The sequence below is a fragment of the Nocardioides ultimimeridianus genome, assembly GCF_054777895.1.
In genome coordinates this window covers 199,853-208,429 of record NZ_BAAHAB010000020.1, presented here as the reverse complement: position 1 = coordinate 208,429, position 8,577 = coordinate 199,853, and the positions used below count along the sequence as shown (strand labels likewise).

Here is an 8,577-nt window from a genome sequence, read left to right as displayed (position 1 = left end):
CGCCTACTTCACGCAGCCCCGCCGCTGGACCTCAAACCCCACCACCACAGGGGACTCTCCTCTTCATGCAACTGAGCGGCGCATCCCGCCGGGGCGTCGCCGTCGTTCTAGTCGCGCTGGGCCTGACGTTGCTGAGCCTTGTTGTACTCGGCCTCCCCCGGCACGGAACCCACCGCACTGTGCGCGACGACCTCGTCTCGAAGGCGGCTCTCGCCTCGCGGACGGTGGTCGCGGTCGTCAACCACAGCGCCCCAGCCGGGAACTACATCGGGTCGTATCGGTGCGCAGGCGTCCTCGCGGGCCCGAGAACGGTCCTCACTGCGGCCCACTGCGTGACCGGAACGGTTCCCTCAGCGGTGGACGTGGTTGTCAACGCTCGCAATCTCTGCCGAGGCGAGCATGGTGGGGAGCACCGGCTGAGAGCCCGATCCTGGATGCCACTTGGTGGAGCGCACAGCGATCTACTGCGCGTCACGCTGACCTCCACCATCCGCGGAATCCCTCCGGCACACCTGGGCCCTTCAACCGCCCCGATCTGGGCAGCGGTCGGCTGGGGACATGCAGATGGCCCGACACCGTGCGAACGGGTCGTGTCCGCGCTCGGAGCTGTACCGGCGTCGCTGTGCGCTGCGGCTCGCAGTCACGTGAACCCCGCTGCTGCACGCATCGACATCTGCGCGGTGCCGCGATTCGGCCGCAACACCTGCCTCGGAGACTCAGGCGGGCCGCTGTTCGGCATCGGCGCCGATGGGCGAACGTTGACGGTCGTCGGTGTGACCAGCAGCGGTGTCGGCGGCTGCGACCCATCCGACATCGGGCTGTACGCCTCACCGCTACGGGCACGGAACGCGATGCGTCGCATCGCCGAGCACACGCCGAGGGCGGCGCAGCACTGATACGTCTCCCCGGCGGGTGCCGTCAGGTGCCGTTAGTCGGCCGCGTCACCGAGGTCCCTTGCGGCGCACGCGGCGCTTCTTGCCGACGCGGGGCAGCACCGCGAACGGTTCGCGGGCGGAGCGGCCCGCGTCGCGGTGCTGGTAATGGTGCTGGCGCTGGCGCGACTTACGGTGCGGGCAGCCTGTGTGGCGCCGGTGGGGTGAATGAGCCATCGTGGCTCCGTTCCGTGACTACCTCCCGCCACGGAGGGCGGGGTAGCTGGCCGGATCTCATGAGCGTCACCGTACTGCCAAGCGACGAAAGAACAGCCGGGCCATACCCAGACTCACTCCGGCACCAGTCAGGCGCTGCCGCCCTGCTGCCGGGCTTCGCGCGCGGCCCTGACGAGCTCGACGTGATCGAGCCGAAGCCACACACGCCCGTCTTTGCGAATCGCCGGCAGCTGGTCGGCCTCGACAAGCTGCCGGATCCGGCTCGGGTGAACACCGAGGACACGAGCCGCCGATGCCGACCGGATCCACTGGTGACCATCGGCGGGCGGCTCCCGCAGCTGCCGCTCCTGCTCGCGCCGTCGGATCGCCTGCGCCCGCTGCTTCCGCACCTCCTGTGCCCACGCCAGCACCGAAGTACGGGACAGGCTCGGTTGCCAGTTCGCCGCGTCGGGACGCTGCTCGATGAGGCCGAGGCTCGCGGCACGCGCGATCATGGAGATGGTCAGGCCGGTGAGCGCGCTCGCGTCGACCCACGAGATCCAGGCGTCCCGTTCGACGACCAGAGTCACGAGCTCCTCGCGCCGCAACCACAACCGGCCCTGGGACCGCCTCATGGTCAGGCCGGCTTGTCGTGCGATCCGGCTAACTGACTCCGGCTTCCGGTCCAGGATCTCGGCGGCCTCACCGACCCCGATCCACTCCGGACCGGGCGCCACCGCCGGGCGTCGCGGAGCGCGCGGCCGCCGCGGAGGTGGCGGCTCGTTCCGTCGGGCTTCCCGCTCCTCGATGTAGGTGACGAGGGATTCGCGGTCGATGGTGGGGCCGAGGTCACGAGCGCGCGTCCGGATCTTCTTCGACGCCGCCCACCACTCGATCATCGTGACCGGCTGGCCGGTGAGTGCAGCAGCTTGGCCGGCGGTCAGCCAGTTCTCGCCGTCGTCGGGCGCGGCCACCTTCGAGGTGTGCCGCGTCATGAGGACCTCCCGAGACATGAGGACTTACCAGGGTGATTCTGACCCATCTCTACGCGAACGGCGACCCGCCGACGCGGGCACACTGCGGTCAAGCCGGGCCACGCGGCGGCTGCAGCTACAGCCCGCGCCTCTTCGCCTCGCGAGCCAGCTGCGCGACCCGACCTTTCGACAAGCGAGTCGACTCCGCGATGCGCTCGTAGGACCATCCCTCTGCGCGCAACCGAGCGATCGCGCGGAGCCGGGGCACCGAGAGCTCATCCAACACGTCATCGAGCCCGTTGAAGACCTCGCCGACCGCCGCGACTGCGTCCAAGGGCGCCTCGATGGCTCCCAATCGCGCCGCCTCCGCCTCGATCGCCGCCCTCAACTCGGGAGACAGCTCCCCCGGTCGAAAGCCGGCGCGATTGCGACGTGACGGCACGCACCTCACAACATACCGTGTAGAGGTCTACACGATGGGAGGCGCGCCGCCCCACGTAGGAATCCGCGGCGGCCCCCTGACTTCGCCGCCGATCTACCGCGACATTGCCCTGGACTTCCAATCGGCGTCCGCAGCGGCCCGTGAACGGCGGCGTTCAACCGAGCATGCCTATGGTTCCTTTCATGCACCACGCTGGCGACCTGATCTGGCACTACACGACCTCGGTCGGGCTGAAAGGGATCCTCGTCGACCACACCCTGCGCGCGACGAGCGTGTCGTTCGTCAACGATCCGACCGAGCAGCGTTTCGGGATGGATGCCGTCACGACTGCTCTCGAGCGGTTGAAGAAGAGCGAGGAGTCGGGCGTTGCTGCCGCAGCGCGCGCGATGTCGTCCTATCGGGATGTCGGACTGATCAGCCTGTCCGATCGGTTCGGGTTCTCAGAGCGGATGGTTGCGTGCGCATCGCGCGCAAGCGACTCCCTGGACATGTGGCGCGCATACGGCGCGCAGGACGTATCGGGAACCTTTGCGGTGGGCCTGGACCCGTCCGCCCCGCTCGGGCCGCTCTTCACTGACCCACTGGTCCTCGAGCAGTGGACGGCGCACTGGGGCGCCGGCGCCACGGCGCCGGACATGCGTGGAGGCTGGCGGTCCATGAACTACGTGTCGCCGGCCGAACTCGCTGCACATGCATTTGACGTGCTGAGTGAGGGAGTGCAGCAGTTGCCGACGAACGATGCGCCGAGCGATCGCGAGCTGGATTGTTGGCACCTGGTGGATCGGGTGGTCGCCGAGATCGAGGCCAACTACAAGCACCACGCCTACGCGGCAGAGCAAGAGGTTCGGCTCCAAGCGTCGCTCACCTCGCCTCGACAGTTCCAGGTCATGCCGCGGCCGCACGGAATCTCGGCGTACATCGAGTTGACTGCATCCGATTCGTGGGGCCTGCCTGTGTCCGCGGCATCGCGCCTTCCGGTGCGCGAGGTGGTGCTCTGGCCCGGTGCGCCACGGCAAGCGCTAAGCGGCGTCGCTGCAGCGCTCGTTCGAGGCGGACACAACTACTCCTCGCGCCCCCTCGTCGTCGACCAAGAAGAGCCCGGCGTCCGCATCACTCAGTCACAGGTCCCCTTTGTTTAGCTCCCGCGCGCCGCTGCGCAGGCGATGCATCTGGCCGCACCTCCGCCGACCGATCACCCGCAATCGAGGGCCGGCTAGCCTGTCGGGTTTCCCTGCGCATCTCGATCGAACCCAACGGGTCCGCCGCGGCTGAAGTCAACCTCTAGCCTCGGCATTTCACGAGTAGGCCTGCGACACCGGGGCTGAAAGCACGGAAGTGCCTGTCCTGCTGGGGAAACTTGGGATTGCTGAAGTCTCAAGGTCCCTAGCGGAAGGCACTCCGTAGGTGAAGCGTAACCGTGTCCCGAGTCTGGTTCTCGATCCTGTCCGCGAGTCGCTGATCTCGTCCTCGGGCGCGCTGTTGCTGAGCGAAGCGATCCGGGTTGGTGGCCTGGATCGCGGCCTGTCCCGAGCACTCGCGGCGTGGCGACCGACGCGGGCTGCACACGATCCGGGCAAAGTGCTGCTCGATGTGGCGACCGCGGTCGCGCTCGGTGGCGACTGCCTCGCGGACGTCGCCGCCCTGCGTTCCCAACCGCAGGTGTTCGGCACGGTCGCCTCCGACCCGACCATCTCAAGGATCTTCACAACGCTCGCTGCCGACGTCGATGCGGCGGTGAGCGCGATCCGGCAGGCACGAGCCGACGCCCGCGCTGCAGTGTGGTCCCGTCGCCGGCCACTGGCCGGCATCGCAGGTCGCCGTGATGGTGGGCAGGTGATCGTCGACATCGACGCCACGCTGGTGACCGCCCACTCGGACAAGGAAGGCGCTGAGCCGACCTTCAAACGCGGGTTCGGGTTCGCCCCGATGTGCAGCTTCGTCGACCACGGCCAGCACGGCACCGGCGAACCGCTGGCGCTCGACCTGCGGCCGGGGAAAGCCTCACCGTGGAACAAGGACGACCACATCACCACCCTCGAGGCTGCTCTGGCCCAGCTTCCCGAACACGAGCGTGGTCAAGTCCTGGTCCGCGCCGACACCGGCGCCTGCTCGAAGATGTTCCTGGGCCACATCACCGATCTGGGATTGGAGTACTCGATCGGTTTCCAGGCCCACGAGACGGTCAAGACAGCCATCGAAGCGATCCCCGAGCAGGCCTGGCGAGCCGCGGTCGACGGCGACGGCGAACCCCGCGACGGTGCGCAGGTCGCCGAGCTCACCGCATGGATGCCAGCCCCGGTCAAGGTTCAGAACCGGACCGCCCGCCCGGGCCCCAAGGACTGGCCAGCAGGGATGCGAGTGATCGCTCGCCGTGAACGCCCCCACCCCGGCGCCCAACTACGACTGACCGACCACAACGGCTGGCGGATCACCTGCTTTGCTACCAACACCCGCGGGCCGGGCTGGACCCTGCCCGCGCTCGAGGTCCGACACCGCCAACGCGCCCGCTGCGAGGACCGCATCCGATGCCTGAAAGACACCGGTCTGCGGAACCTGCCTTTCGCGTCCTACGCCAAGAACCGGATCTGGCTCGAGGTCGTCGCACTCGCCGCTGACCTGCTCGCCTGGACCCAGACCCTCGCCTTCGACCACACCGAGCCAGCCCGCCGCTGGGAACCCAAACGGCTCCGATTCCGGATCCTCGCCGTCGCCGGACGCATCGTCCGCACCGGCCGGCGAAGACGCCTCCGACTCCCACGCGACTGGCCCTGGAACGAGCTCATCGACATCGGCTGGCACACGCTCCGTACCGCCTGACCCGGCACCACCGCAGACACCGACAACCAAGGACCGGAGAACCGGCGACACCAACGCCGGCAATCAGCCACGCCATACCAGCACCGCAGCGACCGCCATGCAGCCAAACCTTCAATCCCCCAGCCAGACGAAACATCGAGGCTAGAGCTGGTCCCACTGCGTCCGAAATGCTCTCGCCGGCAATGTCGCGCAGGCAGCGTCGCGCCACGTTGAGCAGGTAGCGGTGCTCCGCAGTGAACAGGTGGTCAAACGCAGGCGCCAAGTATGCGGTGCCTCCGAGGAGCGCGTCGAAGAGAGCGAGTTCCGCCGTTTGCAGCAACTGCCGCGCTACCCCGGGGTTCGCGCGCAACCGTTCGACAAGGTCGACATAGCGTGGGACCCAGGTCGGCGCAGTTGTCACGGCGTCGCGCAGTGACGGGAAGGGAACGTCGATTCGCCTGGCGCCGCTACCTTGGTATGCGTCGTGGACGCGCTCAAGCGAATGCGCGATTAGTTGATCGGCGCGGGCCAGGATCGACAGGACCTGGTCGTCATCCGGGTTTCCCGTGACGAGGGCTCGCTCGGTGCGGGCCAGCAGCTCAGACGACACCATCTCGTCAAGCTTGGCCGCATCGGCCAGGGCCGCAGCGATGACGGCAATCAGCGCATGCCCGGCCAGCACGTGACGCGTCGGCTCGGGCAGGACCCCGCCGTAGCCGGCCACCCGCCCCAGCGACCCGACTGCACGAAGAACATGGTGCGGCTCCGAACGAAGGGCCTCGTAGCGCAGGAATGAGACGAGCTCAGCCGGGACATGCCCGAGGCCCTTCAGCTGGGTATCGGTGCGCCGTTCAGCCGCTTCACATTCAGGACCGTCGACATGCGCGAACCGGTCGGGCAGCCAGGCGTGCGTCACCTCTCGTCCGGCCAGAGTCGACCCGTCGATGACCCGCAAGCCGAGCTCACGCGCCAGCCCTCGACCTCGCCTCGAGACCGTCTGGCGCACGAGCACGGCGCGTTCGAACCGCAGGTAGCGCTGGAGTCCGGCAAGCCACAACAACCTGTCAGGCTCCTTCGCCTGCCCCTTGCCGCTCTTGCACTCCAGGATCGAGCGCGACACGCGCAAGCGCCCATCGACGTCAATGGCCATGACATCGATGTCGGTCAGGACGTCGCGTCCCGCATCGGCGTCAATGCGTATCGGAACACGCAGACGGACCAGGGCGCCGTCGTTGAACTCGGTGCGCCCGACCCGCCGCTCGAAGTCAGCACCCGGTGTCGTCGGCATGTTGCTTGCAGCTCGGGACCCTTGGGACGCTCGCAATTCGTCGACCACCGCTCCAGCCCACCCCGGCTGTCGGCCGGTTGGAGTTCCGGTAGGGGCAAGCGGGGAGCCGGCGTCACTGAGCTCGTCGAGCCCGAGGCTCACTGCAGGGTTCGTCTCCGAGTCTGGTGATGAGACGACCTCGTCGGACGCGGCAGACGACGGCTCCGGCCGGACCCCCGGGAGAGGATCCGCCACATCCGCATCCTGAGGACTGGCGACTTCGGCCGCACCAGCGTCGTCGAGCCCGCCAGCGTCCTCGGGCAGATCAGGATCGTCGAACGGAAGCTGCTCATCCGACACCGAAAGTCCCCCCGGACGTGACGTCACGCAAGGCGGCGATCAGCCTGGCCGCCTCCACATCGTCGACTGCGCCCACCGAGGCGACCTTCGCCCTCTCACGCTCGACATGGGAGTACGCCCGCTGGTCGCCAAGATTGTGGAGGATTGTGGAGGCTTCCAACTTCTCCCCGCGCCAGCGCACTGCGGGAATCGATGATCGAGAGTGCTTCCTCGGCCACATCTGACTGGAGGAGGACCATGCGGTAGTTGCCGTTGCCGCGACCCGTGACCACCTGGATCGTTCCCGCGGTCTCGAGCATCGGATAGTCGCTGCCAATGTTCGGCGCATTGCCGGCCTCCCCGTCCTCGATGAGGCGGTAGAGGAAGGCACCTGGATTCTTCAATGGCCAACTGGCGAAGACAGACGCATAGATCATGCTGCCGACGAGCTGTCGGACGTGCCCCGATGGGTCCGTCGGGTTCGTTCCGAACGGGTCCCGCCTGAGGTGTGGGCTGAACAGGAACCCTTCTTCGGCTCCGCCGGCGGTCTGCACAACCGACCGCTCGACCAGACCCTGGGAGACCGCGAAGTCGATCCACCGGGGGCTGGTCGACTTCACGTGCTTGACCGGGATACCAGGGCTCTGTGCCACCTCCTCCAACAGGGCACCGACCTCGGAACTGGCACGGGCGTCTTGAGCGCGCAACGCTGCGCCGGCCGCCTGCGCGTCGTTCGTCCACACCTGCGGGTTGAAGACAACGGGGCGGTCGACTTCGTGTTCGACTCGGCGCACCAGGTTCACCTTCTCCAAGTGGCCCAGCGCCCGCTCAGCCGGCTCCTCGCCCCAGGCAAGCCCAGCCGCGGCGATCGCGTCATCGACCGGTAGTGGCTGCCTGCTGGTCGCCCGAATCAGGTCGAGGGCCGCGCGCTGAACGCCGTCGACCAACAAGACGTCCAGCAGACGCGTCGCATCACCGATAAGGATGTCGTTCGGCGGGATGAGCGCCTCCATACTGCTCAACCCACCCTGCGGGTCGCGGTGGCATTCCACCCAGCCGAGCGACTCCATCGTCGGCAGAACCTCACCGTGCAACTGCCGCACGCCAATGTGAGCCTCGATCGCGATCGCCTTGACACGCTCCGCGCTCGACACCTGGGACTGACGCAATCGCCACGCGAGTTCGTACACCTGACCGGCGAAGTACAGGCCATCGAGCGCAGCATGCGACGTCGACACCTGGTAGGCCGACAGGTGCCGGCTCAGGCCGAGGATCAGTTCAGCGTCGGAAAGCACACGTCCTCCATGCGGCCACGGCGCACGGCGTGCCCGGGGGCGGACGGGTTGCAGTCGCCCCACTCGACTGCAACGCCGCCGTCCCGGACACGAGATTCGTGCACGTCCCCTCCCCCGGTCGCAGCCCCCACGGCTCCCTCGCTTCTGGTCGCCGCCCGCCAGACACAGTCTGACACATTCAGTAAAACGGGCGCTCTATCACCCGACCGCTGAGGGACAGCAAATACACCGAGGCACACGAACCGCTCGCGCGAGCGCGCCTCATTTGCCTCATTCACCCCTCCGGTCACGGATCTGACAGATCGGGTTCCCTCACATCGGACATGGCTTTACAAAACGTGTCAGCACTGACATGTCTGTCTGTGCCTGACACGAA

The 8,577-nt window shown here is 67.6% G+C and carries 6 protein-coding genes; 3 read left to right on the top strand and 3 right to left on the bottom strand.

Going from position 1 to position 8,577, the window contains the following annotated elements; genetic code table 11:
* The first annotated feature begins 65 nt into the window (after positions 1-65).
* On the top strand, positions 66-896 hold the full coding sequence (locus ACYU8V_RS17975; RefSeq protein ID WP_460792911.1) for a trypsin-like serine protease: 831 nt from the start codon (positions 66-68) through the stop codon (positions 894-896).
* A 341-nt stretch (positions 897-1,237) separates the two neighbouring features.
* Here ACYU8V_RS17975 and ACYU8V_RS17970 read toward each other — a convergent pair whose 3' ends face one another.
* The gene (locus ACYU8V_RS17970; protein ID WP_460792910.1) at positions 1,238-2,083 is read right to left on the bottom strand and encodes a hypothetical protein; all 846 of its coding nucleotides are present in this window, start codon (positions 2,081-2,083) and stop codon (positions 1,238-1,240) included.
* A 603-nt stretch (positions 2,084-2,686) separates the two neighbouring features.
* Here ACYU8V_RS17970 and ACYU8V_RS17965 point away from each other — a divergent pair.
* Both ACYU8V_RS17965 and ACYU8V_RS17960 read left to right on the top strand, forming a co-directional pair.
* On the top strand, positions 2,687-3,643 hold the full coding sequence (locus ACYU8V_RS17965) for a hypothetical protein (RefSeq protein WP_460849272.1): 957 nt from the start codon (positions 2,687-2,689) through the stop codon (positions 3,641-3,643).
* 265 nt (positions 3,644-3,908) lie between these two features.
* Positions 3,909-5,321: an IS1380 family transposase gene (locus ACYU8V_RS17960; RefSeq protein ID WP_460849271.1), complete on the top strand. Its 1,413-nt coding sequence runs from the start codon at positions 3,909-3,911 to the stop codon at positions 5,319-5,321.
* On the opposite strand, the gene ACYU8V_RS17955 is transcribed toward ACYU8V_RS17960, so the two are convergent.
* Positions 5,284-6,636: a hypothetical protein gene (locus ACYU8V_RS17955; RefSeq protein WP_460849270.1), complete on the bottom strand. Its 1,353-nt coding sequence runs from the start codon at positions 6,634-6,636 to the stop codon at positions 5,284-5,286. The genes ACYU8V_RS17960 and ACYU8V_RS17955 overlap by 38 nt on opposite strands.
* 386 nt (positions 6,637-7,022) lie before the next feature.
* On the bottom strand, positions 7,023-8,201 hold the full coding sequence (locus ACYU8V_RS17950) for a hypothetical protein (RefSeq protein WP_460792687.1): 1,179 nt from the start codon (positions 8,199-8,201) through the stop codon (positions 7,023-7,025).
* Positions 8,202-8,577: the final 376 nt, after the last annotated feature.

What these genes read in the sequence shown, in the direction of transcription:
- ACYU8V_RS17975 (WP_460792911.1), top strand. Translation starts at nt 66, where the DNA reads ATGCAACTGAGCGGCGCATCCCGCCGGGGCGTCGCCGTCGTTCTAGTC.
- ACYU8V_RS17970 (WP_460792910.1), bottom strand. Translation starts at nt 2,083, where the DNA reads ATGACGCGGCACACCTCGAAGGTGGCCGCGCCCGACGACGGCGAGAAC.
- ACYU8V_RS17965 (WP_460849272.1), top strand. Translation starts at nt 2,687, where the DNA reads ATGCACCACGCTGGCGACCTGATCTGGCACTACACGACCTCGGTCGGG.